Consider the following 23,609-nt stretch of genomic DNA (forward strand, 5'->3'; position numbering starts at 1 on the left):
GTGCCGCGGCGGCATAGGGCGCGACCTGCTGAATAGGCGACGCGCCGCAGACCTGGCACTTAGACTCGCTGTGCATGGGGCGCCAATGGCAGATGCTGGATCGCCCCGCCGAGTTCGACGCGATCAGCCGTGCGCTCACCGACCCGGGCAGTGGCGGTGTGGTGCTCGTCGGCCCAGCCGGCGTCGGCAAGACCACCCTGGCCCGCAGCGTGGTCGCCACGTTGCCCTCAGAGGTGCACTGGATCGCCTGCACCGAATCGGCCCGCAGCATCCCGCTCGGCGTGTTCGCCCATCAGGTTCCCCCCTCGGGCTCGCGTGACCCACTGGCATTGATCGCGTCGGCCCGGGAATCGCTTCTCGGACAACCGAACACGACCATCGGGGTCGACGACGCCTACCTTCTCGACGACCTGTCGGCCACCCTGGTGCACCAGCTCGCCGTCGAGGGGGCCGCCCGGTTCGTCGCGACGGTTCGCAGCGGTGAGCCCGTCCCCGACGCGGTCACGTCGCTGTGGAAGGACGGTTACCTCAAGCGCTTCGAACTCGCCCCGCTGTCCAAGCAACAAAGCGTCGCCCTGGTCGAGACGGTGCTCGGTGGTCGTCTCGAAGGGCTCAGCGCCGACGTCATGTGGAACTCCTCGGGTGGCAATCCGCTGTTCCTGCGCCACCTGGTGGAGGGGGCGGTCGAGGCAGGCACGTTGACCGAGGTGTCCGGCGTCTGGCAGCTCCGAGGCTCGACCGTCATTTCCTCTGGCCTGGCATCTCTGCTCGCCAACCGCCTCGACCGAGCCACCGCCGAGGTGATGACGACCCTGAAACTGCTGTCGCTGTGCGAGCCATGCGACATCGACACCCTGTGCACACTGGCAGGCGAAGCGGCGGTCGACGCCGCCGAGGAGCAGGGACTGATCCGGATCACGCGCGACGGTGTTCAGCTCAACGCCCGTTTCAGCCACCCGCTGTACGGCGAGGTCGTCCGGCAGCGCACCGGAACGGCGTCGGCCCGGCGGCTGCGCGGCACCATCGTCACCGCGTTGCGGGATCGCCCGGCCGACACCACCGCCGCCCGAATCAAGCTGGCCCAGCTCTTCGTCGGCAGCGATCAGGTGCCGGACACGAACCTGTTGATCACCGCCGCCAAGGACGCCATTTCGCTGTCCAACATTCCGCTCGGTGAGCAGCTCGCCCGCACCGCACTGGAGCACGACGGCGGGCTCAGAGCCGCGGAGGTGCTGTCGCGGGCACTGATGTGGCAGGGCCGCCCCGCCGAGGCCGATGCCATTCTGGCCGGGTTCGATCCCGACGGCCTCGACGAACTCGAGCTGGTTCAGTGGGGCATTCCGCGGGTGTCGATCCTGTTCTGGTCCATGGGTGCTGTCGCAGAAGCACATTCGGTGATGCGTATCCTCGCCGACCGGATCGAGCACCCCGCGCTGCGCCTCGTCGTCCAGGCGACGTCGGCCGCACTTGCCGTCCACGAGAACAGAATCAACGAGGGGCTGGCCATCGCCGAGGCGGTGCTGTCCGATCCCGACGCACCCAAGCAGGCGTTCGAGTTCGCCGCGTTTAGTGCGGGATTGGCCATGCCCGTCGCTGGCCGCGGTGACGAGTTCGAACCGATCGCGGCGACGAGTCGGGCGCAGCTGAAGTCCACCGACGGCATGATCAAGGTGATGGTGCGCTACGGCGACGTGCTGGCACTGACCACCGTCGGCCAGCTCGACCTGGCCGACGAGCGGGCGGCGGACTACGCGACCTTCTCGTCGTCGGGCCAGCGGCTGGGGTGGGCGATCGCCAGGATCACCGCTGGCGTCGTCGCCACCTACCGCGGGCGATTTCCCGACGCCATCAGCGCAATCGAGCAGGCACTCGCGGCGCTGGCGGCGGAAGCCTCGCTGCCGTGGCGGCTGCCCGCTCGGCTGTTGCTCGTCAAGTGCCATTCGGCGCTCGGCGACGTCGAGCGGGCCACCCGCGTCCTCGCCGAGGCGGCAGAGCACGGCGGCCCGAGCGTCGCGATCCACGAGCCGCAGGCGTTGATCGCCAGGTCGTGGCTGGCCGCCGCCGAGGGATCCGAACGATCGTCACTGGACTTGGCAAGGGCCGCAGCCGAATTGGCGCACGGGGTGGGTCAGTACGCCGTCGAGGGTGAGGCGCTGCACCACCTCGCCCGGCTCGGTGACCGCGGAGTCGCCGGACGGTTGCGCTCGCTTCAGAGCCGCATCGCCGGGCCGCTGGCCGACCTGTACACCCGGCACGCCTCAGCCGTTGCCACCTCCGACGGAGCGGCGTTGGACTCGGTCAGCGCGGCCTTCGAGGACGCCGGATTCCTGTTGTCCGCTGCAGATTCGGCCGCCCAGGCGGCGGCCGTGCACCATCGCGCCGGTGACCGTCGCCGCAACTCGGAGTCCGCCGCGCGGGCGCTTCGTCTCGCGGCGCAGTGCGGCGGTGCCGTCACCCCCGCCGTCCGCGCCGCGGCCGCCCCGCTGCCGGTGACGTCGCGGGAACGCGAGATCGCCGCGATGGTCGCGGCGGGGTTGACCAACCGCGAGATCGCCGACCGGTTGGTGGTGTCGGTGCGCACGGTGGAGGGTCACATCTACCGCGCCTGCATCAAACTCGACGTCACCGATCGCGAGGAGTTGGGCAGGATCGTCCGGCCCGACGGTTAGGTGCGCCGCAATCCGCCGAGCATCGACACCAGCACGCCGAACAACACGAGCGCGGCGCCGGCGGCGATGGTCAGGTTCAGCCACAGGTGCAGGCTGCCGATCGCGTGGTCCACCATCGCGCCGGCCACGTTCCTGACGTCGGCCGAGGTGGCGGCGAGCCCCTCGTCGACGTACCGCCGGCCCACCTCGATGCCGGCCCAACCGGCGGCCCCCACGACGAGCCCCGAAACACCAAGGGCGCCAAGGGCCTTACCTCGCCGCTTGGCCACGGCCAACGTCAACAGCGCGAACACGCCGGCCAGGACGGCGGTGCCGACGCTCACCCACGGCCCCCACTTCGCCACCTCGCGGAACTTGCCGGGGCGCAACGATTGGGAGACGTTCTCGGTCAGTGGTATCTGCAGCGTCTCGGGCGCCTTGATACCGAAGTCGGCGAGGGTCTGCTGAAATGAGCTGTCCGCCAACATCGGTGACAGGTCGATCTCCCATCGCCCCGATGCGTCGGACACGCCGACGGAGTCGGTGAACAGCCAGCGATGTGCGACCTGGTTGGCCAGTGCGAACTGGCCGGGGAACGCGTCACTGCTGGTGTAGGCCCTGGCCGCTCCGTTCAGCAGCGTCTCGTTGACGTCGGCGCTCGAGTAACCGGCGTTGGCGGACAACGTCATCAGCTGTGAGGTCAGCGCGGCGGCCATCGCCTGCTGCACCGCTGGATCCTTGGCGGCAGACGTGGCGAGCGCCGAGTAGCCGTCCCGGTCGACGACGTTGTGCTGGGCCCAGGTCGCAGGAACCGCGACGGCCAGGGTCACGGTGGCGAGAACCCACAGCAGGAAGGCCGCGAGCAACCGCATGCGTGCGTCCTTCCGTCCGGCGCGCGGACCGGTCAGTCGGCTAGCGCGCGTCCCACGATGAGCGGGTCGGCGCGGCCGACCACCTCGTGATCCTTGTTGTCGTAGTCGAACTTACCCAGGACGTAGCGCATCGCGTTGATGCGGGCGCGTTTCTTGTCGTTGCTCTTCACCACGGTCCACGGCGCCATCTCGGTGTCCGTCCAGGCGAACATGTCCTCCTTGGCCGCGGTGTAGTCCTCCCACTTGTCCAACGAGGCGAGGTCGGTGGGCGAGAGCTTCCATTGCCGGACCGGGTCGACCTGGCGGATGGTGAACCGCGTGCGCTGCTCGGCCTGGGTGACGGAGAACCACAGCTTGGTGAGGCTGACGCCGTCGTTGACGAGCATCTGCTCGAACAGCGGCGCCTGCCTGATGAACTCGGCGTGCTGCTTGCCGGTGCAGTAGCCCATCACGCGCTCGACGCCGGCGCGGTTGTACCAGGACCGGTCGAACAGGACGATCTCGCCCGCGGCCGGGAGGTGCTTGACGTACCGCTGGAAGTACCACTGCGTGGTCTCGCGTTCGGTGGGCTTCTCCAACGCCACGACGCGGGCACCACGCGGGTTGAGGTGTTCCATGAACCGCTTGATGGTGCCGCCCTTGCCCGCGGCGTCGCGCCCCTCGAACACGATGACGTGCCGGAGCCCGTTGGTCTGGCTCCACTTCTGCAGCTTCAGCAGTTCTATCTGCAGCAGCCTCTTCTGCTCCTCGTAGTCCTCACGCCGCATGCGCTCGTCGTACGGGTAGTTCTCACGCCAGGTGTCGACGACTTCGCCGGTGGGCTGAATGATCAGCTGCGGATCGTCGTCGTCGTCATCGCGCACGGTGTAGCCGTTGAGGGCATGGGCGTCCAGGGTCACCGGCGCAACGTAGCGACCCAGACCTAATCGGGGGTGACGGCAACGTGAACGGAAGGTGCCGCCGCCCCGCTACTTGGCCGTGCGCTTCGGGCGGATCAGCGCGAACTTCGTCATCATCGCGTTCATCCGCTTCGTCGACTTGAGCGAGTTGTTGTAGTAGTTGCCGCCCGCGCCCGCACTGGTGCGCGGCGCGACGATGGCCTCCTGGCGACAGAACTTGCGCAAGCCCTCCGCGCCGCCGAAGCGCACGCCGATGCCCGAGGTCTTCCAACCGCCCATGGGGGCAGTCGTGCACATCAGGTTGGAGATCACGTCGTTGATGTTGACGGCACCGCAATCCAGTTCCAGCGCAACGTCCTTGGCCCTTTCGACGTCGCGGGAGAACACCGCCGCGCTCAGTCCGTACGGGCTGTCGTTGGCCAGCCGCACCGCTTCGGCGACGGTGGCCACCTTCATGATGGGCAGCGTCGGACCAAACGTCTCGTCGGTCATGCAGGCCATCGAGTGGTCGACGTCGACCAGCACCGTGGGGGGGTAGAAGCTGCCGACCCCGGTCGGTCGCTTGCCACCCGTCAGTGCCCGTGCCCCCTTCGCCAGGGCGTCGTCGACGTGCCGCGCGGTGACGTCCACCTGGCTGTCGTCGATGAGCGCGCCGAAGTCGAAGCCCTCCCCCGCGCCCATCTTCAAGTTGTTCACGTCACGGACGACGGCCTCGACGAACTTCTCGTAGACCTGCTCGAGCACGTAGACCCGCTCGACCGACACACACGTCTGACCGGCGTTGAACATCGAGCCCCAGACGGCGGCGTGCGCGGCGAGGTCGACGTCGGCGTCCTCGAGCACGATCATCGGATCCTTGCCGCCGAGTTCCAGGCTGACCGGGGTGAGCCGGCGGGCGGCGCGCTCCATCACCTTGGCGCCGGTGGCACTGGAGCCGGTGAACTGGATGTAGTCGGAGTTGTCGACGACGGCCTCGACCGCCTCGCGCGCTCCCTGGACGACCGCCATCACCTCGGGGGCGCCGGAGTCCAGCCAGCCGCGCAGCAGCAGTTCAGCGGTCAGCGGGGTGCGCTCGGACGGCTTGAGCAGCACCGCGCACCCTGCGGCGAGTGCGGCGATGCCGTCCATCAGCATGTTGGCGACCGGGTAGTTCCACGGCGCGACGATCCCCACGATCGGACGCGGCCGGTAGTGCACGGCGATCTTCTTGACCGAGAGGAACGGCAGCGACGCAGGCCGGGTCTCGGGCGCCAGCGCCTTCTCCATGATCTTGATGTAGTACGACGCGATCATGATCAGCAGCGGCACTTCCTGCGCCGCGTCGGTTGCCGACTTGCCGGTTTCGGCGATCAGCAGCGACTCGATCTCCTCGCGGTGGTCGCCGAGCCATACGGCGTAACGGGCGATCACCTTTGCGCGGCCGGCGGCGCCGCGGGCTTCCCATTCGCGTTGCGACTGGCGCAGTCCGGCGGCGACGCGGGCGACGTCGGCGGGGTCCGACCAGCGGACCGTGCCGGCGACCGCACCGGTGGCGGGGTTGAGGATCTTCGCAACGGCGTCGACTTCGGGCGTAGCTGTCATGACCTCATGCTAACCGTTGCTGTGATCTAGATCGCAGCGGGGTTGACACCCGTCAAGTTTGGCCGCCGTGGCGGCCAGCACCACCAGGGAACTGCCGAGAAGCACGGCGCCGATCGCGTCGGTGAAGTAGTGGTACGTGAGCGCCTGACCTGCGGCGCCAAGCGTGACGAACACCGCAGCCGCCAGCAGCAACCACCGTCGCACCCCCCACACCAAGACGACCACACCGAGCACCGTCATCATCACCGTGACGTGCCCGCTCGGGTAGGCAAGCGCGCCCTCACGCTCGCGGCCGAACAGACGCTTGAGCACTCGCACCGCGACGACACCCGCTAGGGGCGTCAGCGCCGCCACCGCGGCCAGCCGCCAGCGCCGCCGGTAGAGCGCCACCGCCACGGCGGCGATCAACAGGAGTTGAAGCAGTAGTGGTTCGGTGAAGAACAGCAGCTTGCCCAGAACGGGGTGCGCGTTCCACCCGTTGCGGATGAACCAGTCGTCGACGCGCGTCGAACGGTCGCCGACCACCAGCCCAAGCGCCACCATCAGCGGAAGACCGACGGCCGGCCACCACTTCAGCGCGGGCGTCATCCGTCGCCGACGAGACCCCGGACATAGGCGGCTTGACCCAGGTGCTGCGCGCAGTCGTCGATGATGCTGACGATGCGCGCGCTTGCCGTCACCGCAGGCGTCCACCGCTTGTCGACGACGGCCTCCAGATCCTTCGCGGTGGCCGAGGCAACGTACGACAGGGCCATCGAGTGCACGGCTCGGTAGTACCCGCCGAGCAAGTCCGCCGACGCGCGCACCTTGGCGACCTGGTCGGCGTCGTGGCCGTAGCCGCTCGCGTCCTTCGGCAGGTCCAGGTCGAACCTGCCCACCCAGTCGTCGCGGAACCACACCTGGTCGGCGCCTGCAATCTCGCTGAGCTGGGCGTCGACCACCCGGGCGCTGTGCCACAGCAGCCAGGCGACGGTGTTGGCGTTCGGTGTGGGCCGGTAGTAGGCGACCTCGTCGGTCAATCCGTCGACCAGATCGTCGACGTGTTCGGCCAGCCGGGTGAACGAATCGCGCAGCAGCTCACGGGCAACGGAGATGTCGGCATCAGACATGGTTGCGACGCTACCCGGTACCGGTGACGTCAGCCGTCCGCCGGCGGCGCCCCGTGGAACACCGCCTCGACGTTGTTGCCGTCGGGGTCCCTGACGAAGGCGCCGAAGTACCCGGGGTGGTACTCGGGCCAGACGCGCGGCGCATGCAGGGACTCCGCGCCAAGCGCCGTCGCGGCGTCGTAGAAGGCCGCGACCTCGTCGACGCCGGCGGCTTGAAACGCGAAGTGAATGGCGGCACCCACCTGCCGGTCGGCGCCGTCCTCGATCCAAAAGTCCGGCTTGCCGCCACGGCCGTAACCGATGGCAGGCCCGAACTCCATCTGCCGGGTGTAGCCCAGCGTCCCGAGTACCGCGTCGTAGAACGACGTGGACTTCTCGTAGTCGGCGCACACGATTCCGAAGTGGTCGATCATGGATTTCATCGTGGCACGAACCACCGACACCGCCGTAGATTCGGCCAATGAGCTTCGACTTGATCATCCGCAACGGCACGGTCGTCGACGGTCTGGGCGGTGAGCCGTTCGTCGCCGACGTCGCGGTGTCCGACGGTGTGATCGCCGCAATCGGCGCGGTCGACGGCGACGCGACGCGGGAGATCGACGCGACCGGCCTGCTCGTCACGCCCGGGTTCGTCGATCTTCACACTCACTACGACGGCCAGGCGATCTGGTCGGACCGCATGACGCCGTCCTCGGCGCACGGCGTCACCACCGCCGTGATGGGCAACTGCGGCGTCGGCTTCGCGCCGTGCCGCGCGGAGGACCACGACACCCTCGTCGACCTGATGGCAGGTGTGGAGGACATTCCTGGCGTCGTCATGACCGATGGCCTGCCGTGGACGTGGGAGACCTTCCCCGAGTTCCTCGACGCACTGGACGGCCATCCCAGGGACATCGACGTCGCCGCGCTTCTTCCCCATTCACCGCTGCGGGTCTACGTGATGGGGCAGCGCGGGGTCGACTGCGAGCCCGCCACCGCCGACGACCTCGCCCAGTTGCGCACGCTCGCCGCCGAGGCCGTCGAGGTCGGAGCCCTCGGGTTCGCCTCGTCGCGGTTGACGCTGCACAAGAGCGAAAGTGGCCAGCCAATACCGAGTTTCAACGCCGGACGCGACGAGATCGAGGCGATCGCCCGCGGCCTCAAGGACGCCGGAGGGGGACTGATCCAGTTCGTGCCCGACCTGATCGCCGGGGACTTCGGCCCTGCCCTGGAGACGGTGTTCGGCGTCGCGGCGGACGTCGGTCTTCCGGTGACGTTCACGCTGGCGATCGGCAACGCGGGCGACCCGTTCTTCCTCGACGGCCTCGATCTGGTCGAGAAGGCCAACGCCGGCGGTGGTGACGTGTCGGCGCAGGTCTTTCCGCGACCCATCGGCCTCGTGATCGGCCTTGAACTGTCCGGCAACCCGTTCATCCTCTATCCCAGCTATCGCGAGCTGGCGCCACTGCCTCTCGCCGAGCGGGTCGCCGAGATGCGCAAACCCGAAGTGCGGGAACGCATTCTGGCCGATACGCCGGCATCCGACGGGCATCCGCTGATGTTCGCCGCGCAGGCCTGGGAGTGGATGTTCCCGCTCGGCGAGCCGCCCAACTACGAGCCCGACCGCGCCGACAGCATCGCGTCACGCGCGCGGGCCCGTGGCGTCAGCCCGCTCGAAGAGGCCTACGACCGGGTGCTCGACGACGACGGGCACGCCATGCTGCTGATCACCCTTGCCAACTTTCGCGACGGCTCACTGGACACCGTTGCCGAGCTGATGAAGCGCGACGACGTCGTGCTTGGCCTGGGTGACGGCGGTGCGCACTACGGAATGATCTGCGACGCAAGCTTTCCCACCTACATGCTGGCCCACTGGGCCAGGGACCGTCCGTCGGGCCGACTGACGGTGGCCGAAGCAGTGCGCGAGTTGACGTCGGCGCCGGCCAGGGTCGCGGGGCTCGACGACCGAGGCCGGATCGCCGTCGGCTACAAGGCAGACCTCAACGTCGTCGACCACATGGCGCTGACACTGCACAAGCCGGTGATCGTCTCTGATCTGCCCGCTGGTGGTCGCCGACTCGACCAGACCGCCGACGGTTACGTCGCGACCGTGGTGTCCGGCGAGGTCATCGCGGAGAACGGCGTGCCGACGTCGGCGCGCCCGGGCAAGCTGGTGCGAGGCAGACAGTCCGAACCAGCCTGATGCCACGCGGGGGTCGAGATGGCCCCTCCATACATCGGCAGGTGGATGTCCGCGCCGTGACGGGCGAGCTGATCCCACGGCCGGTTCAGCCCGAAGGAGCCGTGAGTCCGTACCCGGGTCACGGTGTCCAGATCCAGACAGTCGATCAACACCTCCTCGCCACTCCCGGCCGATTGACGCACGGTGCCTTCGGGATCGACGATGCAGCTGCCTCCGACACCTGCGGGATCCGCCGCGTTCACGTTCACGACGAACAGCTGGTTGGTCCATGCGTTGGCACGGGCGCAGACCACTTCCATCTCGCGGTCGCGCGTCGTCGTCAAGGTGGGCTGAATGATCACCTCGGCACCGAGCCAGGCCAGTTGCCTTGAGGTTTCGGGGAACGAACCGTCGTAACAGATCGCGAGACCGATCCGGCCAACGCCGGGGATGTCGAAGACCACGAACTCGCCACCGGGGGTCGTCTGTTCGTACGGCTGCCAGGGGAACACCTTGCGGTAGGTCGCGGCGATCTCACCGAGCGGGGACACGGCGACCGCGGTGTTGTAGACGTCGCCGTCGTCACCACGCTCGTAGAGCGTGCCGGGTATCAGCCACAGTCCGGTTTCCTTGGCCAGCTGGCACATTCGGTCGGTGGTGGGTCCGGGGATGGTCTCGGCCGCCTCCTGCATCCACCCCGCGCGCGCCTTCAGCAGCGGAGCCTCCGCAGCGAGCATCAGCTCGGGCACCACGACCAGCTCGACGTGGGGGAAGGTGTCGCGCACAGCATGGACCTGGTCGCGGAACCGCTCCCAGCTGGCCGCGGTGTCATATGCCACCGGAGCGGTCTGGATGGCGGCGATGGTGAGTGTTCGCATCAGTTGTCCTCGGTTACGGTCAGATTGGTGACGGCCTCGCGTCCGCCGTGGAAGAAGCCGGGAAATCGGGTGCGCACCACGAGCATTGCCGCCACCCCGACGCCGATGGCGCCGACACCGAGCAGGAAGACCCCGCCGACGCCGTGGAACGACGTCGAGCCGTAGGTCGGCGAGAGCATGTCGTGCGCGCTGCGGCCGAACGCGGCCAGCATGATGAGGCCGCCCACGGCAGGCAGGATGCCCCGTAGAAACAGGTCGCGCACGGATGCCGTCAACCGGCGGCGGAAGTACCAGACGCAGGCGATACCGGTGACCCCGTAGTAGAAGGCGATGAGGAGCCCGACCGAGAGGATGGCGTCGCCGAGGAAGTTGTCGGACACCGTCGCCAACACCGTGAGCAGCACCGCGGCGGCCGCACCAAAGAACACCGTGCCAAAGGCGGGGGTGCGGAACCTGGGGTGAATTCGACTGAACGCCTTGGGAAGTGCTCCGTGGCTTCCCATCGACAGCGTGGTGCGCGGGCTGCTGATCACACAGGTGAGCAGTGCCGAGATTGCCGACACGCAGATGGCCAGTTCGACGACCTTCGCCAGCGTGGCGCCAAGCACCGGCGGTCCGAGTGTCTTGAGCACGTCGGCTGCGTTGTCAGCGTTGCCGAGGCCAAGACCGTCGGTTCCCGTGCCCGCGAAACTGATCGCCGCGAAGGCGGTGAACAGGTAGGTACCCAGCAGGAGCACGGTTGAGAGCACTGCTGCTCGGCCAGGGGTCCGATCACTGTCCTTCGTCTCCTCGTTCACCGTGATGAGCGCATCCCAACCCCAGTAGATGAACAAGCACAGCAACACGGCTTCGGCGAACGGGCCGAAGCCGTCGAACGCCAGCGGGTTGAGCCAGGACAGGCTGGGCGTCTCGGCTCCAGGGCGGAGGAATGCCGCCGCCCCGAAACCGAACAGCGCGACAAGCTGCAGACCGAGCAGCACATACTGGACTTCGGCGGCAATCTGAAGACCACGGTAGGCAATCGCCGTGACGGCGGCGAGAATCAGCACGGCGGTGACGATCACCGCAACGTCGTTGCCTGCCAACGAATCCAAGCCGAACAGCGTTAGCAAGTAGCCGGCACCGACGCGGGCGAGTGCGGCCATCGCGATCAGTGTCGCAACCTGCACGACCCAACCACCGGACAGCCAGCCCGCATATGGGCCAAAGGCTCTGGTGTTCCACACGAACACGGTGCCGCAGTCTGGCATCTCGCTGTTCAATTCGCGAAACGCGAACGCCGTCAACAGGATCGGTATGAAGCCGACCAGCAGGGCGGCGGGCGCAAGGTGCCCGACGACCATGACGACGAAGCCGAGCGTGACCGCGATGCTGTAGGCGGGCGCCACCGAGGCCAGGCCCAGCGCCACGACGGCGAGCAGCCCGACCGAATTGGTGCGCAGACCCTTACCAGTTGGGTCCAACGAGGATTCCGCGCGGGCGGCAGACGGATGAAGGGACATTTGGCGCTCCTTGCGAGCAAAGTATTCGTTAAATTTTGATTTAACTAAACCGCGATCTCGGTGTCAAGAGCTGGGCAGGTATGCTTTGAATCTCGTTATAACGAATCCTGCGGCGAAGGACACTGTCGGTGGCACGGAAGAAGGATCAGGAAGCCCGTCGGGTCGAGCTTGGAGATGCCGTGCGGCGGGCCGTGCTGACACGCGGCCTGGAGGGGGTGCGCCTGCGCGACATCGCCGAGCAGGCGGGTGTCACTCCGGCGGCAGTCCTTTACTACGGCGACGTGGACGCGCTGACATACGACACCTACAAGCAGGCGATCGAACGCTTCAGCCAGGAACGCGAACGCGTCGCCGAACGGTTCCCCGATGCGCGCGACCGGCTGCGCGCCAGCATCGACCACGGAGTGGCCACGGGACCCGATGACGAACTGGTGCGGTTGCTGTTCGAATTCTGGCCACGCTCATTGCGCGATCCCAAAGCCGCCGCGTTGGACTCGTCTCTCTCCGAACGCCAGATCGCGGTCTACAGCGCAATTTTCACTCTCGGCGAGACCCAAGGGCACTTCACCCTGAGCGATCCCCCGCGGCTGCTCGCAGGCAACGTCGTCGCCATGGAGGACGGCTACCAGATGGAGGTGTTGTCCGGGCGCCGCGGCCGAGACGAGGTAAAGCTGTGCCTGCACTCCTATGCCCGCGCGGTCACGGGCTGTGACATCTGACCACCGACCGCTCAGGGCCGGCACGTTGGTTCGCAGACTACGGGGTGCCGGCCCGAGCGAGCCCGGCCCCCGAGGAGGCCGGGCTCGTCGCGCTGGTGTTAGGCAGCGGCGCCCGGGTCGCCGGCACCTGAAGAAGGCGAAACATTCTCTCCCGCAGCGGCATCCGACGGATCATTCGCCGCGGCAGGTGACGCGGTGGTGGCTCCCGAAACGGTCTCGTCGACCGTCGTGGCAGATTCCGTTTCGGTGCCAGTGCCAGTGCCGGTTCCGGTTGTCACACCTGCGAAGGTGTCACCGGGCGTCACCTTGACGGAGTCCCGCACGACGTTGAGCTGCGGTCCGGAGTCGTTGGTCTTGACGAGCCCGGTGGTCGTGCCGCCCGCGTTCGGCGGTGGTGAATCACTCGAAGGCGCCACCGGGTTGTCGAGCTTCACAGGCGTATTCAGCGTTACGACGTTGTCCATCGTGATCGACGGGTCCGGGATCGAGGTCACCTGCCGCTCGGCGCTGGTGTCCGCGACCCTGTTCACATTGGACGTCGCCGACGGGAATGGTGTCGGCTCGATCGGCGCAGGCAGAACCGACAACAGGTTGTCGATGCCGGCGTTCAACGAGGCGACGACGTTCTGGGCCAGCACTCCGATCGGACCGGGCAGCGCGCGTAGTGGCGCCGACAGGTCCTGGATCAGAGAACCAAGGAGCCCGTCGGACGCCACCAAGTCGTATACGAGGTTGCTCAGCAGTCCCGGTATCTCGGTGGGATTCTGGATCGCCGATTCGAACGTCGCTTCGAGATCGGCCGGTAGGTAACCGAGGTAGAAGGCGGTGCTGTAAAAAGCCCATACCGGCGCGGTGACGGCGAGGTTGGCGGCGACGATCGTCTTGCCGATGTCTGTTGCCCAGAACGCGTCCGTCGCAGCGAGACCCCCCGCCGGGTTGGGGAGCACGCCGCTGAGGAATCCGCCGACCGCCTGGCCAATCGCGTTGGCGGCACTGTTGATCAGGCCCGGATTGGCGCCGGCCGGGCCCAATGGGAACGGCAACGCGCCCGCGATCACCTCGAGCGAGTACTCCCGGAAATACGTCGGGTAAGTGAAGTACCCGGACTCGGAGGGGTATCCGTAGTCGTAGGACGGGTTGGCGTACCGGTTGACCAACCAACTCAGCAGACTTGGCGCCAGAGTCGGGTTCTGCGCGGCGATGGTAAAGGCCGTTGCCACGTCGAACGGCAGCGACGAACCGGCGTCTTGCGTGATCGCGTAACCGTAGGCCGCGCCGTTGACGACGTCGCCGAGTCGGTACAGCGCGTCGGTGATCACCGACGCGTTCGCCACGTCGGCTGAGACGACGGGCAGCGGCACCTTGTCCGGCGCAACGAGGGCGCCGGTCGAGATCACGCCGGCGGCCAAGAACGCGGCGGCAAGCTTGGTTGGCAAAGGACGAACTGTTGCATTCATGCTGGTTTCCCCCGATAAAGATCACTTGCGGCCCCACACCGCAAGCCGGCGGCCCCCTGCCGCCATCCGGAGTGTAAGACGGTTCCGAGTCGAATTCTGACGTTCCTGCAAGTTTTTTTGATCTTGTCTTTTCGGGCGCGACGGGCGGTCGTCGACCCGACCACACCGCCAGCTACGTCGCGACCGTGGCGTCCGGTGAGGTCATCGCAGAAAACGGCGTGCCGACGTCGGCGCGCCGGTCAGGCAGCGCTTTCCGACGACTCCCCTGTGTTGCCGGCGCCGCCGGCAGTCGAGTTGCCCGTGCCCGCACCGGCACCCGCGGGACTCTGCTGCGGATCGCTCGGCGCGGTCGTCCCACCCGGAGCGGAGTCGGTACCGGTGGTGACGGTGCCAGCGCCGGTGGTGACGGTCCCGGGCTCTGGGTCGGACCCCGTCACGGTGCCGCCCGCACCTGCGAAGGTATCACCGGGCTTCACCTTCACGGAGTCCCGCACCACGTTGGTCAGCGGCCCCGAGTCGTTGGTCTTGACGAGCCCGGTCGTCGTGCCGCCCGCGTTCGGAAGTTGCGAATCCTCACTCGAGGATGCCACCGGATTGTCCACCGGCTCAGGCGTATTAAGCGTCACGACGTTGTCGAGCGTCACCGTCGGGTCCGGAATCGAGGTCACCTGCCGCTCGGCGGTCGTGTCCGCGACGGTCGTCTTCGCGACCCTGCCCATCTCGGAGGCCTCCCTGATGAACGGCGTCGGCAGAACCAGCGGGGGCAATCCCGACAGCAGAGTGTCGATGGTGTTCTTCAACGACTCGGACACGGCCTCGCCCAGCGCTCCGATCGGACCCGGGAGCGCTGCCACCGGGTCGGTGAAGGTGTCAATCAAATGCCCGACGAGGCCGTGGCTCGCCATCAGTCCGACGATGAGGGTGCTCACCAGACCGGGCAGTTCGGAGGGATCCCGGAGCGCCGATTCGAACGTCGCCTCGAGATGGGCCGGCAGGTATCCGAGGTAGTGGACAGTGTGGTAAATCGCCAAAACCGGCGCGGTGACGGCGAGATTGGCGGCCTTGATCGACTTGCCAACATCCGTCGTCCAGAACGCGTCCGTCGCATTGATGCCAGCCGTCGAGTCGGGTAGCACGCCGCTCAGCACCCCGTTGATCGCGTCGGCGATCGCGTTGACGGAGTTGGTTATCAACCCAAGATCGGCGCCCGCCGGGCCCAACAGGTGCGACAGCGCATTCACGACCACTCCGATACCGCCGACCTTCAGACCCATCGGGTAGGTCCATGTCTGGTAATCCACCGACGGGTTGGCGTATCGGTTGACCAGCCAGCTCAGCAGGCTCGGCGCCAGCGTCGGGTTTTGCGCGGCGATGGTCAACGCAGCAGTCACGTCGAATGGCAGTGACGCACCAGCTTCCTGAATGACCCTGTAGCCGTACGCCGCTCCGGCGACGACGTCACCGAGGCGGTGCAGCGTGTCGGTGACGACCGATGCGTTGGCCACGTCGACCGAGACGGCCGGCAACGGTGCGGTGTGAGGAGCGACCAGCGCGCCGGTGGAGATCACGCCCGCTGTCAGAAACGCGGCGGCAAGCTTGGTAGGCAACGGACGACTGGATGCGTTCACGACGAATATCCCCCGGAAAAGGTCAGGCGCGGCCCCACACCGCAAGTTGGCGGCACCCTGCCGCCGACGGGAGTATATGACGCCTGCGCCGTTTGATTGACGTTCTCGTAAATAGCCGGTGCGTCCGGAACTTCCCGAGGAGTTTGAATCATCGCGCGCGCAACGGTGGCCACCGAGCGTCAGGCGTGAGGTGATTGACACCCGTGACTGTCATGAACGCCCCGGCCGACGACGAGGCCCCCGCCATCTCACCGCAGGCTCGCACTGCGCTGTGGGCCAGCCTGGTCGGCACCACGATCGAGTGGTACGACTTCTTCCTCTACGCCACCGCAGCAAGCCTGGTGTTCAACAAGGCCTTCTTCCCGGATCAGACGACCTTCGTCGGCACCATGCTGTCGTTCGCCACCTTCGCGGTCGGCTTCCTGGTTCGCCCCATCGGAGGCTTCGTCTTCGGCCACGTCGGTGACCGCATCGGACGCAAGAAGACGCTGGCGTTCACCATGTTCCTGATGGGTGGGGCGACCGCGCTGATGGGCCTGCTGCCCACCGCCGCCCAGATCGGCGTCCTCGCGCCAATCCTGTTGCTCCTCCTGCGGATCGTGCAGGGCTTCGCCCTTGGCGGCGAGTGGGCGGGTGCGGTCCTTCTCGCCGTCGAGCACGGCCCGCCACGGCGGCGCGGCTTGTTCGGCAGCATCCCGCAGGTTGGGCTCGCCCTTGGATTGGCCTTGGGCACAGGCGTCTTCGCGCTCCTGCAATACGTGCTGCCCGACGACGCCTTCCTGGCGTACGGGTGGCGGATCGCGTTCCTGTTCAGCATCGTGCTCGTCGTCTTCGGCATCGTGGTCCGGCTGAAGGCCACCGAGACGCCCGCCTTCGAGAAGGTGCGCGACAGCGACGATCGGGTCGCAGTGCCGCTGAAAGAGGTCTTCAAGCCACCGGCGTTGCGGTCGACCGTCTTGGGAATGCTGTCGCGCTGGGGTGAGGGTGCCGCCTTCAACACCTGGGGCGTATTCGCCATCTCCTATGCGACCGGCACCCTGAAGCTCGACAAGATTCCGGTCTTGGTCACCGTGACCGTCGCCGCGCTGCTGATGGCGGTCCTCATCCCGGTGTCGGGCCTATTGGCCGATCGATTCGGCCCGAAACGTCTCTACGCCATCGGAATTGCCGCCTACGGTCTCGCGGTGTTTCCGGTCTTCGCCCTCTTCGACACCAGGGACATCTGGCTGTACGCGCTTGGAATGGTGTTGGTGTTCGGCGTCGTCCACGCGATCTTCTACGGGGCGCAGGGCACGCTGTACGCGTCACTGTTTCCGGCCCGGATCCGGTACACCGGCCTCTCGACGGTCTATCAGCTCTCCGGCGTGTACGCCTCCGGGTTGACGCCGCTGATCCTCACCGCGTTGATCGGCGTGGCGGGCGGCACGCCGTGGCTCGCCTGCGGCTACCTCGTCGCGACGGCGGCGATCGCCGTCGTGGCAACGCTGCTACTCAAACCGACACCGCTGGTAGACATCTAGCTCGACTGTGGGCGTTGCGTACGCGGATCGCGCCGTGCGCGTACGCAAGGCCCACGGTCGGCGTCAGACGGGACAGCCGCGGGCGCGCAGCGCGCGTCGAATTCGATCGAGGATGGCGTCAGGCCGCGCCAACATGCCGCCGCTGATCCGAATCACCACCCAGCCCGCCGCTTCCAGCAGGGCGATGCGCTCGATGTCCCAGGCCCGTTGCTGGCTGTCGGCCCAATGCTGCACCCCGTCGTATTCGACCGCCACCTTCCATTGACGCCACCCCATGTCGACCCGGATGTGCAGTGTCGGAAACTCGATCTGTGTCTCGGGCCGCGGTAGCCCGCCGCGGACGATCAGAAGCCGAACTCTGGTCTCTTGAGGCGATTCCGCGCCGCCGTCGACGAGGTCGAGTACACCTCTCAGTCGGGCCACGCCGCGACCGCCAGGGTGTGCGTCGGCGACCGCGATGATCTCAGGCGATGTGATGCGTGTGGCGTTGAGCAAGGCGTCGACGGCTGCAATTGCTTGATTCACTGGACGCGTGCGACCGATGTCGAACGCGGTGCGCGCAGGTGTCGTCACGTCGACGCCGCGGACGCGGCAGACCTCGGCAGAGGTGAGCTGCCACGTGTGCACGACGATGCCCGGCGGGGCGTGTCTGTCCGCGCGGATGATCGCCGCCGGCGCAGACGGGTCGAGCCACTTCGTACCGAAGACGGCGGCAGCAGACGACCCACACAGCGTCGCACCCGTCGCCAGCCATACGGCACGAGCTCTGATCAGGGCAGTCATCTCGACGTCGCGCGGAAGGTATACGTCGCGATGAATGGCGACGTTCTCGCGGACGAGCGAGCGACGGGTCAGCCTGCCGGTATGAATGGCCGCGCTGCCGAGAAAGGGTTCCATGGCGACACCGTCGCGGTGGCCCCCGACGACAGTGGGCCCTGCATACGCCAATCGCGCCCTGGCTGTGCACGAGACCCACACTGGGGATCGACACGAAAAAGCCCCGGTGCGCGGCGCGCACCGGGGCTCTTTCGTAACGGGGACTTAGAAGTCCATGCCGCCCATGCCACCGGTCGGGTCGCCCGCGGGAGCGGACGCCTTCTCCGGCTTGTCGGCGACGACTGCCTCGGTGGTGAGGAACAGTGCCGCGATCGAGGCTGCGTTCTGCAGCGCCGAGCGCGTCACCTTGACCGGGTCTGCGACGCCGGCCTTGAGCAGGTCCTCGTACACGTTGGTCGCGGCGTTGAGGCCGTGACCCGCGGGCAGGTTGGAGACCTTCTCGGCGACGACACCGGGCTCGAGACCACCGTTGAAGGCGATTTGCTTGAGCGGTGCCGACAGCGCGACGCGCACGATGTTGGCGCCGGTTGCCTCGTCACCCTCGAGCTTGAGCTCGTCCAGCGACGGGGCCGCCTGCAGCAGGGCCACGCCGCCACCGGCGACGATGCCCTCTTCGACGGCAGCCTTCGCGTTGCGAACGGCGTCCTCGATGCGGTGCTTGCGCTCCTTGAGCTCCACCTCGGTGGCAGCTCCGGCCTTGATCACCGCAACACCGCCGGCCAGCTTGGCCAGGCGCTCCTGCAGCTTCTCGCGGTCGTAGTCGGAGTCGCTGTTCTCGATCTCGGCACGGATCTGCGAGACGCGGCCAGCGATGGCCTCGGCGTCGCCGGCGCCACCGACGAGAGTGGTCTCGTCCTTGGTGATGACGACCTTGTCGGCCTTGCCGAGCAGCGCGACGTCGGCGGTCTCGAGGGACAGACCGACCTCTTCGCTGATGACCTGACCACCGGTGAGGATGGCGATGTCCTGCAGCATGGCCTTGCGACGGTCACCGAAGCCGGGCGCCTTGACGGCGACGGACTTGAAGGTGCCACGGATCTTGTTGACCACCAGGGTGGAAAGGGCTTCGCCCTCGACGTCCTCGGCGATGATCAGCAACGGCTTGCCGGACTGGATGATCTTCTCCAGCAGGGGCAGCAGGTCCTTGACGGTCGAGACCTTGGAGCTGACCAGCAGGATGTACGGCTCTTCCAGGACGGCTTCCTGACGCTCGGCGTCAGTCACGAAGTAGCCCGAGATGTAGCCCTTGTCGAAGCGCATGCCCTCGGTGAGCTCGAGCTGCAGTCCGAAGGTGTTGGACTCCTCGACGGTGATGACACCCTCGTTGCCGACCTTGTCCATGGCTTCGGCGATCAGGTCGCCGATGGACTGGTCACCGGCGGAGATGCCGGCGGTAGCAGCGATCTGCTCCTTGGTCTCGATGGCCTTGGCCTGAGCCAGCAGGGTCTCGGTGACCTTCTCGACGGCCTTCTCGATGCCGCGCTTGAGGCCGAGCGGGTTGGCGCCTGCCGCAACGTTGCGCAGTCCCTCGCGCACGAGCGCCTGGGCCAGCACGGTGGCGGTGGTGGTGCCGTCGCCTGCGACGTCGTCGGTCTTCTTGGCGACTTCCTTGACCAGCTCTGCGCCGATCTTCTCGTACGGGTCCTCCAGCTCGATCTCCTTGGCGATGGAAACACCATCGTTGGTGATCGTGGGGGCGCCCCACTTCTTCTCCAGGACGACGTTGCGACCCTTGGGGCCGAGCGTCACCTTTACCGCGTCGGCGAGGGCGTTGAGGCCCCGCTCGAGGCCGCGGCGGGCCTCTTCGTCATACGCAATTGTCTTGGCCATTGCGAAGTGTTCCTCCGGATTGGGGATGGCACGTATCTCGGTCGGGCTCAGTGCCCGCGACGGACGACTGGAGTGTGCGACCGCAGTTGCGGCCCCAGTCTCACCGTCCCGACCTAGCACTCACCGATCGCGAGTGCCAACGTCATTTTTAGCACTCGCCCATGGCGAGTGCAAGGTTCGCCTACGCCCGCAGACCGTCGATGACGACGTCGACGACCCGGTCCGCTACCCCGTCGCCGTAGTCAGGGCCCGCCTTGCACACCATCAGCAGCGCCTTGACCTCCGGCACGCCGACGTCGGTCCGCACCGTGCCCGCTCGCTGGGCGGCGACCAACAATTCGTCGAGAACGCCGAGGAACTCCATCTCCGCGCCCGTCGTGGCGGCCTCGACGTCGAAGCCGTAACTGGCCAGCGCGTCGAAAAGGCCGTGGTCGGCGGTGCCGGTCTGCAGCATGCCCCGCATGAAGGCATAGAGCGCCTCGCCGGGACCCTCGGACGCCACCAGCGCCCGCCCGTCGTCGACGATGCGGCGCACCCGGTCGTCGAAGACGGCCTGAAAGAGGGCTTCCTTCGTCGGAAAGTGCCGGTAGACCGTGCCCGCGCCGACGCCCGCGCGACGGGCGATCTCGTCGATGGGGACGGCTACCCCTTCGGCGGCGAAGGTTTCGTAGGCCACTTCGAGCACCCGCGCCCGGTTGCGGGCGGCGTCGGCACGCATCGGCCGAGCAGTTTCGGTCATCATGCCTCCTTCGGTTGACAAAACGGAGTGTGCGTTCCGTATAGTTCTCGACAACCGGAGTGCACGTTCCGCTTCGATCCTACCCAGGAGGCCATCATGCGTTGGACCATCGACAACATTCCCGACCAGACAGGTCGTACGGCCGTCGTCACCGGCGCGAACACCGGCCTCGGCTACGAGACCGCGGCCGCGCTCGCCGCCAAGGGCGCCCACGTCGTGCTCGCGGTCCGCAACCTGGACAAGGGCAAGGCCGCCGCCGACCTGATCGCACGGCGCACCCCCGGAGCCGACGTCACCCTGCAGCAGCTCGACCTCACCTCGCTCGCCTCCGTGCGCGACGCGGCCGACCAACTGCACGCCGCGCACGATCACGTCGACCTCCTGATCAACAACGCCGGCGTGATGTTCACCCCGAAGGGGACGACGAAGGACGGCTTCGAGCTCCAGTTCGGCACCAACCACCTTGGCCACTTCGCACTCACCGGCCGGCTCATGGACATGCTGCTGGCCACCCCCGGCTCCCGGGTCGTCACCGTGAGCAGCATCGGCCATCGCTTCGGTCGCATCCGCTTCGACGATCTGCAATCTGAACGCGGCTACAACCGCGTCAGCGCGTACGGGCAGTCCAAGCTGGCCAATCTTCTGTTCACCTACGAGCTGCAGCGCAGGCTGGCCGGTCGGGACGCCGTCGCCGTCGCCGCCCATCCCGGCGGCTCGAGTTCGGAACTGAGCCGCCACCTCCCCGGCCCACTGAAGGCGGCATTCGGGGCGCTGGAGCAGGACACCGAGACGGGAGCCCTGCCGTCCCTGCGCGCGGCGACCGACCTCGGCGTCACCGGCGGCCAGTACGTCGGCCCCGGCGGCTTAATGGAATTGCACGGCAACCCCAAGCTGGTGTCGTCGAACCGCCGCTCCCACGACGCCGCGGTGCAACGCCGGCTGTGGACGGTGTCCGAGGAACTCACCGGCGTGACGTTCGACCTGCCGCCCGCGGCCTGAAACCCTTACATCCACAACGACTTTGAGGAACCACTCGTGATCAACTGGACCACCGCCAATATCCCCAACCAATCCGGCCGCATCGCCGTCATCACCGGAGCCAACACCGGCCTGGGCTACGAGACCGCCGCGGCGCTCGCGGCCAACGGCGCCCACGTCGTCCTCGCCGTGCGCAACGTCGAGAAGGGCAAGCAGGCCGCCGCACGCATCGGCGGCGACGTCTCGGTCGTCGAGCTCGACCTGACGTCACTGGCCTCGGTCCGCACCTCCGCCGACGAACTGAAGTCCCGGTTCGACCACCTCGACCTGCTGATCAACAACGCCGGGGTGATGACGACGCCGAAGTCCACCACCGCCGACGGCTTCGAGCTGCAGTTCGGCACCAACCACCTCGGCCACTTCGCCTTCACCGGGCTGCTGGTCGACCATCTCGCCGACGTGCCGGGGGCCCGCGTGGTCACGGTGAGCAGCAACGGACACAAGATGCTCGCCGACATCCACTTCGACGACCTGCAGTGGGAGCACGGCTACAACCGGATGCGCGCCTACAGCCAGTCCAAGCTCGCCAATCTGCTGTTCACCTACGAACTGCAGCGCCGGCTGGCCGACGGCCACGCCGCCGTCGCCGTCGCCGCGCACCCCGGTTTCTCGAGCACCGAACTCGGCCGGAACCTGCCGAACGTCCTGCAACCCGTGGTCAGCGCCTTCAGCCCACTGCTCGGCCAGAGCGCCGCGATGGGAGCGCTGCCCACCCTGCGCGCCGCCACCGACCCCGGCGTACTCGGCGGCCAGTACTTCGGCCCCGACGGCTTCGGAGAACAGCGTGGCTACCCGAAGGTGGTGGCGTCGAGCGAGAAGTCCCACGACCTCGCCATGCAACGCCGACTGTGGGCGGTGTCGGAGGAGCTGACGGGCGTGACGTTCCCGGTCTAACCCCGCCTACAGCTTGCGCAACAACGCCGCGGCGCGCACGTCCCCGCCGACGCTCAACCCGACGTGGACGTCGTCACCGTGCCGCACGTAGCCGATGGTCACGTCCTCCCCGTACTTGATGGGTCGGCGGTATTCGACGACCGCCCGGTAAGGCGGGACGCAGACGTCGGGCTCCATCGCCATCACCTCGTGGATCGCGTGCCAATAGGCGGTGTTGGTGACGTGCTGGAAGACGTCGACGTCGGTGCGGCGCAACGGAAACGCCATGCGGGTGTCCACGTCGTCGGGGTCGGCCAGCCACTTGCCCCACTTGAGCCGGTGTTCGGTGGTCGTGGTGGCGAACTTCGCGATCAGGCTGTCCGAGACCCGTAACGGCGTGAGGGTCTTCTCGTTGATCGCGATCCAGAATCCCTCGGTCTCGATTCGCCCTCCCTCGGCGCCGACGAGGTCGACCCGCATGGTGCACCACCGCGACGACAGCGCCGAACACCACCGCCGCAAGGTGACCTCGGTGGGCCATTCGATTGCCTCGTGCACGTCGATGACGGTGCGGTTGACGATCCAGTGCGGGTGGGCTTCGGCTTCGCCGGCGTCGACGAGGTTCTCCGCGCCAGCCTCCTGGATGTAGCGGGCCACCCCGTCCAAGCGGAGCCGCAGCTGGTCGTCGACGTCACCGGTCGCCACCGGCCACGAGGTTTGGTAGACGTAGCCGGCGGCGGGGAACGGGCTCAGCGGTCGTTCGGCGTTGGTCATCGAATCCTGTCTACCCCCGGCGGCGATGAAGCAGACTGGCAGGCGTGTCGCTGATCGTGCCGCCCTATCCCCCGGCCCGCTACACCGAGGACGAACCGGAGGTCTCCGCGTCCTTGCGACGCGCCGACCAACCCGCCGACTACGACTCCTTCGGGCTTGTTCAGTACCACTACCTTGCCGACCAGACGAAGACCGACGGCGACTACGGGCTGTACCGCGTCGACCTCGCCCCCAAGGCGGGCGGACCGGGGCCGCACTTCCATCGCGCCATGTCGGAATCGTTCTTCGTCCTGTCCGGGCGGATGCGGCTCCACGACGGCAAGGACTGGGTCGACGGGAACCAGGGCGACTTCCTCTACGTGCCGCCCGGTGGCATCCACGGGTTCCGCAACGAGGCCGACGAGCCGGCGTCGATCCTGATGTTGTTCGCCCCTGGCGCGCCGCGGGAACACTACTTCGAGGGGCTGGCCCACCTCGGCGAGCTGACCGACGAGGAACGCGCGGCGTGGTTCGTCGCCAACGACAACCACTTCGTCTGAGCAGT

Annotated in this window: 21 protein-coding genes; 7 read left to right on the plus strand and 14 right to left on the minus strand. The window is 67.4% G+C overall.

Going from position 1 to position 23,609, the window contains the following annotated elements; all coding sequences use genetic code 11:
• Positions 1–74: 74 nt before the first annotated feature.
• The gene (locus ASD37_RS09920) at positions 75–2,669 is read left to right on the plus strand and encodes a LuxR C-terminal-related transcriptional regulator (protein ID WP_056550782.1); all 2,595 of its coding nucleotides are present in this window, start codon (positions 75–77) and stop codon (positions 2,667–2,669) included.
• Here the strand turns inward: ASD37_RS09920 and ASD37_RS09925 are convergent.
• From ASD37_RS09925 to ASD37_RS09950, 6 genes are all read right to left on the minus strand, one after another.
• Positions 2,666–3,520, minus strand: coding sequence for a hypothetical protein (locus tag ASD37_RS09925; RefSeq protein ID WP_056550783.1), 855 nt, complete (start codon positions 3,518–3,520; stop codon positions 2,666–2,668). The genes ASD37_RS09920 and ASD37_RS09925 overlap by 4 nt on opposite strands.
• Before the next feature lie 32 nt (positions 3,521–3,552).
• The gene (gene ppk2, locus ASD37_RS09930) at positions 3,553–4,419 is read right to left on the minus strand and encodes a polyphosphate kinase 2 (RefSeq protein WP_056550784.1); all 867 of its coding nucleotides are present in this window, start codon (positions 4,417–4,419) and stop codon (positions 3,553–3,555) included.
• Positions 4,420–4,488: 69 nt separating this feature from the next.
• A complete protein-coding gene (locus tag ASD37_RS09935; protein WP_056550785.1) occupies positions 4,489–6,000 on the minus strand; it encodes an aldehyde dehydrogenase family protein in 1,512 nt (503 codons plus the stop codon).
• Between the two features lie 9 nt (positions 6,001–6,009).
• Complete coding sequence (locus ASD37_RS09940) at positions 6,010–6,588, minus strand: hypothetical protein (protein ID WP_056550786.1); 579 nt, start codon at positions 6,586–6,588, stop codon at positions 6,010–6,012.
• The gene (locus ASD37_RS09945; protein ID WP_056550787.1) at positions 6,585–7,109 is read right to left on the minus strand and encodes a mycothiol transferase; all 525 of its coding nucleotides are present in this window, start codon (positions 7,107–7,109) and stop codon (positions 6,585–6,587) included. The genes ASD37_RS09940 and ASD37_RS09945 overlap by 4 nt, the downstream gene beginning before the upstream one ends.
• A 29-nt stretch (positions 7,110–7,138) precedes the next feature.
• Positions 7,139–7,522 carry a VOC family protein gene (locus ASD37_RS09950; RefSeq protein ID WP_056551041.1) on the minus strand — a complete coding sequence of 128 codons (384 nt, stop codon included), beginning with the start codon at positions 7,520–7,522 and terminating at the stop codon, positions 7,139–7,141.
• 47 nt (positions 7,523–7,569) lie between these two features.
• On the opposite strand from ASD37_RS09950, the gene ASD37_RS09955 reads away from it, so the two are divergent.
• The gene (locus ASD37_RS09955) at positions 7,570–9,291 is read left to right on the plus strand and encodes an amidohydrolase family protein (protein WP_056550788.1); all 1,722 of its coding nucleotides are present in this window, start codon (positions 7,570–7,572) and stop codon (positions 9,289–9,291) included.
• Here the strand turns inward: ASD37_RS09955 and ASD37_RS09960 are convergent.
• Positions 9,186–10,148, minus strand: a complete 963-nt coding sequence (locus ASD37_RS09960; protein WP_082570056.1) for a carbon-nitrogen hydrolase family protein — start codon at positions 10,146–10,148, stop codon at positions 9,186–9,188. The genes ASD37_RS09955 and ASD37_RS09960 overlap by 106 nt on opposite strands.
• Complete coding sequence (locus tag ASD37_RS09965) at positions 10,148–11,650, minus strand: APC family permease (protein WP_056550789.1); 1,503 nt, start codon at positions 11,648–11,650, stop codon at positions 10,148–10,150. Before ASD37_RS09965 ends, ASD37_RS09960 begins: the two co-directional genes overlap by 1 nt.
• Before the next feature lie 128 nt (positions 11,651–11,778).
• Here ASD37_RS09965 and ASD37_RS09970 point away from each other — a divergent pair, with 128 nt between their 5' ends.
• Positions 11,779–12,369 (plus strand): TetR/AcrR family transcriptional regulator, encoded by a 591-nt coding sequence (locus tag ASD37_RS09970; RefSeq protein WP_056550790.1) that lies wholly within the window; start codon positions 11,779–11,781, stop codon positions 12,367–12,369.
• A 98-nt stretch (positions 12,370–12,467) separates the two neighbouring features.
• Here ASD37_RS09970 and ASD37_RS09975 read toward each other — a convergent pair whose 3' ends face one another.
• Together ASD37_RS09975 and ASD37_RS09980 are read right to left on the minus strand one after the other, a co-directional pair.
• Positions 12,468–13,805 carry a hypothetical protein gene (locus ASD37_RS09975; protein ID WP_056550791.1) on the minus strand — a complete coding sequence of 446 codons (1,338 nt, stop codon included), beginning with the start codon at positions 13,803–13,805 and terminating at the stop codon, positions 12,468–12,470.
• A 260-nt stretch (positions 13,806–14,065) separates the two neighbouring features.
• Complete coding sequence (locus ASD37_RS09980) at positions 14,066–15,454, minus strand: hypothetical protein (RefSeq protein WP_056550792.1); 1,389 nt, start codon at positions 15,452–15,454, stop codon at positions 14,066–14,068.
• Between the two features lie 212 nt (positions 15,455–15,666).
• On the opposite strand from ASD37_RS09980, the gene ASD37_RS09985 reads away from it, so the two are divergent.
• Positions 15,667–16,974, plus strand: a complete 1,308-nt coding sequence (locus ASD37_RS09985; protein ID WP_056550793.1) for an MFS transporter — start codon at positions 15,667–15,669, stop codon at positions 16,972–16,974.
• Positions 16,975–17,037: 63 nt separating this feature from the next.
• Here ASD37_RS09985 and ASD37_RS09990 read toward each other — a convergent pair whose 3' ends face one another.
• The 3 genes from ASD37_RS09990 to ASD37_RS10000 all read right to left on the minus strand — a co-directional run bounded on the left by ASD37_RS09990 (position 17,038) and on the right by ASD37_RS10000 (position 20,380).
• Positions 17,038–17,871, minus strand: coding sequence for a DUF559 domain-containing protein (locus ASD37_RS09990; RefSeq protein WP_056550794.1), 834 nt, complete (start codon positions 17,869–17,871; stop codon positions 17,038–17,040).
• A 144-nt stretch (positions 17,872–18,015) separates the two neighbouring features.
• Positions 18,016–19,641 (minus strand): chaperonin GroEL, encoded by a 1,626-nt coding sequence (gene groL, locus ASD37_RS09995; RefSeq protein ID WP_056550795.1) that lies wholly within the window; start codon positions 19,639–19,641, stop codon positions 18,016–18,018.
• 181 nt (positions 19,642–19,822) lie between these two features.
• Positions 19,823–20,380 carry a TetR/AcrR family transcriptional regulator gene (locus tag ASD37_RS10000; RefSeq protein ID WP_056551042.1) on the minus strand — a complete coding sequence of 186 codons (558 nt, stop codon included), beginning with the start codon at positions 20,378–20,380 and terminating at the stop codon, positions 19,823–19,825.
• Between the two features lie 93 nt (positions 20,381–20,473).
• On the opposite strand from ASD37_RS10000, the gene ASD37_RS10005 reads away from it, so the two are divergent.
• On the plus strand, positions 20,474–21,379 hold the full coding sequence (locus ASD37_RS10005) for an SDR family NAD(P)-dependent oxidoreductase (protein ID WP_056551043.1): 906 nt from the start codon (positions 20,474–20,476) through the stop codon (positions 21,377–21,379).
• A 36-nt stretch (positions 21,380–21,415) separates the two neighbouring features.
• Positions 21,416–22,312, plus strand: a complete 897-nt coding sequence (locus ASD37_RS10010) for an SDR family NAD(P)-dependent oxidoreductase (protein WP_056550796.1) — start codon at positions 21,416–21,418, stop codon at positions 22,310–22,312.
• Positions 22,313–22,318: 6 nt separating this feature from the next.
• Here ASD37_RS10010 and ASD37_RS10015 read toward each other — a convergent pair whose 3' ends face one another.
• The gene (locus ASD37_RS10015; protein WP_056550797.1) at positions 22,319–23,065 is read right to left on the minus strand and encodes an acyl-[acyl-carrier-protein] thioesterase; all 747 of its coding nucleotides are present in this window, start codon (positions 23,063–23,065) and stop codon (positions 22,319–22,321) included.
• A gap of 44 nt (positions 23,066–23,109) precedes the next feature.
• Between ASD37_RS10015 and ASD37_RS10020 the strand changes: the two genes are divergently transcribed.
• A complete protein-coding gene (locus ASD37_RS10020; RefSeq protein ID WP_056550798.1) occupies positions 23,110–23,604 on the plus strand; it encodes a cupin domain-containing protein in 495 nt (164 codons plus the stop codon).
• Positions 23,605–23,609: the final 5 nt, after the last annotated feature.

The sequence above is a fragment of the Mycobacterium sp. Root135 genome (genome assembly GCF_001426545.1).
In the GTDB taxonomy this organism is placed as follows: Bacteria; Actinomycetota; Actinomycetes; order Mycobacteriales; family Mycobacteriaceae; genus Mycobacterium.

Coding starts and splice junctions, on each gene's coding strand:
- ASD37_RS10015 (WP_056550797.1), bottom strand. CDS start 23,065: ATGACCAACGCCGAACGACCGCTGAGCCCGTTCCCCGCCGCCGGCTAC.
- ASD37_RS09955 (WP_056550788.1), top strand. CDS start 7,570: ATGAGCTTCGACTTGATCATCCGCAACGGCACGGTCGTCGACGGTCTG.
- ASD37_RS10000 (WP_056551042.1), bottom strand. CDS start 20,380: ATGACCGAAACTGCTCGGCCGATGCGTGCCGACGCCGCCCGCAACCGG.
- ASD37_RS09935 (WP_056550785.1), bottom strand. CDS start 6,000: ATGACAGCTACGCCCGAAGTCGACGCCGTTGCGAAGATCCTCAACCCC.
- ASD37_RS09925 (WP_056550783.1), bottom strand. CDS start 3,520: ATGCGGTTGCTCGCGGCCTTCCTGCTGTGGGTTCTCGCCACCGTGACC.
- ASD37_RS09960 (WP_082570056.1), bottom strand. CDS start 10,148: ATGCGAACACTCACCATCGCCGCCATCCAGACCGCTCCGGTGGCATAT.
- ASD37_RS09990 (WP_056550794.1), bottom strand. CDS start 17,871: ATGGAACCCTTTCTCGGCAGCGCGGCCATTCATACCGGCAGGCTGACC.
- ASD37_RS09950 (WP_056551041.1), bottom strand. CDS start 7,522: ATGATCGACCACTTCGGAATCGTGTGCGCCGACTACGAGAAGTCCACG.
- ASD37_RS09920 (WP_056550782.1), top strand. CDS start 75: ATGGGGCGCCAATGGCAGATGCTGGATCGCCCCGCCGAGTTCGACGCG.
- ASD37_RS09985 (WP_056550793.1), top strand. CDS start 15,667: ATGAACGCCCCGGCCGACGACGAGGCCCCCGCCATCTCACCGCAGGCT.
- ASD37_RS09940 (WP_056550786.1), bottom strand. CDS start 6,588: ATGACGCCCGCGCTGAAGTGGTGGCCGGCCGTCGGTCTTCCGCTGATG.
- ASD37_RS09945 (WP_056550787.1), bottom strand. CDS start 7,109: ATGTCTGATGCCGACATCTCCGTTGCCCGTGAGCTGCTGCGCGATTCG.
- groL (WP_056550795.1), bottom strand. CDS start 19,641: ATGGCCAAGACAATTGCGTATGACGAAGAGGCCCGCCGCGGCCTCGAG.
- ASD37_RS09965 (WP_056550789.1), bottom strand. CDS start 11,650: ATGTCCCTTCATCCGTCTGCCGCCCGCGCGGAATCCTCGTTGGACCCA.